Here is a 249-nt window from a genome sequence, read left to right as displayed (position 1 = left end):
GGCCGCGGCCTGAAGGTCGCCCGCACCCTCGAGGAGATCCCCGAGGCCTTCGAGTCCGCCACCCGCGAGGCCATCGGCGCCTTCGGCCGCGGCGAATGCCTGGTGGAGAAGTTCCTCGACCAACCCCGCCACGTCGAGACCCAATGCCTAGCCGACGCCCACGGCAACGTCGTGGTCGTGAGCACCCGGGACTGCTCCCTGCAACGCCGCCACCAAAAGCTCGTCGAGGAGGCCCCCGCCCCCTTCCTC

General features: G+C 71.1%; 1 protein-coding gene. It reads left to right on the top strand.

Annotated features, from left to right (window positions below):
• A partial coding sequence (locus ACYQ1K_RS28025) for an ATP-binding protein (RefSeq protein ID WP_459986908.1) occupies window positions 1-249 on the top strand: 249 nt, incomplete at both ends.

This window comes from Nocardioides sp. AN3, from assembly GCF_054653495.1.
The sequence above is the reverse complement of the archived record's forward strand: the minus strand, read 5'-3'. Positions and strand labels throughout refer to the sequence as shown.